This is a genomic window from Endozoicomonas sp. SESOKO3, assembly GCF_024606255.1.
In genome coordinates this window covers 1-1,640 of record NZ_JAHHPR010000575.1, presented here as the reverse complement: position 1 = coordinate 1,640, position 1,640 = coordinate 1, and the positions used below count along the sequence as shown (strand labels likewise).

Below are 1,640 nucleotides of genomic sequence, written 5' to 3'. Positions count from 1 at the left end.
CGTTCTGTCAACGGTTCGGCCTGACAAACGACAGACAACGTCAGTAACAGCAACCAATTTGCCGCAAAGGGTGAGTGCTTAATAATTCTATCCCTGCATTCTGACTTGTACAGAGCAAGGATAGATCAAGAAAACCTCATGAAAGGACAGTTTTCAGGTTAAGGCCCGAGTTCATCGTTCTGATCCACGACAGAAGGCTTGCGTTTTCGATGAATTCTTTTGTGATTCGACAGGACTTTTGCATTCTTGCAGACCTTTCCGCATGGCCGTTGCTGACCTTCCTCCCCGACCACGGTTATGTCACAGGTTTTTTGCCCGGTGTGATATTCGCTTTTATGAGTTGAAAGGGCTTTAGCATTCTTGCAGGCCTTCCCGCATGACTGCGGCTGACCACCCTTGCGAACCACTGTCACGTTACAGGTTTGTGCCCCGGTGTGGTCTATTTTTCTGTGATCCCTAAGGGCTTGAGCATTCTTGCAGATCTTTCCGCATGGCCGCGGCTGTCCTTGCTCCCCGGTCACGGTCATTTCACAGGTTTGTTGCACGCTATGGTATCCACTTTTGTGAGCCGACAGGCTGTGGACACTCTTATAGACTCTTCCGCATAGCTGCGGCTGATTATCCTCGCTGATTACGATCACGTCACAGGTTTGTTGCCTGCAATGGTCTCTTTTTTTGTGATTCATCAGAGCGTTAGTATTCTTGCAGACCTTTCCGCATGGCTGCGACTGATCATCCTCACCGATCACGGTTAGGTTACAGGTTTTTTGCCCGGCGTGCTGCCCGCTTTTGTGAGCGTAAAGAGCTGCGGCATTTTTGCAGGCCTTTCCGCATGGCCGCGGCTGGCCATCCTGCCCGATTACGATCACGTCACAGTTTTTTTCCCCGGTGTGATGTCCGCTTTTGTGAATGGACAGAACTGCGGCATTTCTCCAGACAGTCCCGCAGAGCCGTTGCAGACCATCCCTCCCGATCACAGTTACATTACAGGTTTGTTGCCCCGTGTGGTCTCTGTTTTTGTGATACGTTAAAGCGTTCGCATTCTTGCAGACCGTCCCGCACGGCTGCAATTGACCATCCTCCCCGACCACAGTCAGGTCACAGATTTTTTGCCCAGAGTGGTAGCTGCCTTTGTGACGCGACAGTAATTGTGCATTCTTGAAAACCTTCCCACATTGCAGCAGCTGGCCATCCTCCCCGAATATAATCAAACTGCAAATGTCTTGCCCGGCAGGGGCGTTTTTATCGATTGTCACTGCAACCATTGAGTCTATGGCGGTCCCGTCTGAGGCGACCCCGTCTGAGGCGACCCCGTTAACAGGTTTGCAAACAGAGCAGTATCTATTGGCCAAATGAGGGCATGAGCTTTGTCCGGGCGTTGCTGCCGTGTGGTCTGTCGAACTTTCCTCACGATCGGGCGCTCTGCTATTGGATGAGGCGGAAGACTGCCGGAATTGACAAGCCCCATGACAGGGATGCACGAAACAATTCAAGCCCAAAGTATGTGGGTGTTGTTCAGGGACTCCATTATCCCCGCCAGAATCTGAATACAGAAGGCTAGTGAAAAAGCCTATGGGTTGAGCGAGGGCTTCCTGCCCGGATGATTCTGATGGCGGGTTGGGTTGTTGGTTGTGTCCAGA

The 1,640-nt window shown here is 51.6% G+C and carries 1 protein-coding gene; it reads right to left on the bottom strand.

What is annotated here, in order from left to right; all coding sequences use genetic code 11:
* Positions 1–158: 158 nt before the first annotated feature.
* Positions 159–1,640, bottom strand: a 1,482-nt coding sequence (locus tag KDK18_RS09825; RefSeq protein ID WP_257254725.1) for a hypothetical protein, incomplete at its 5' end; no start/stop codon positions are given.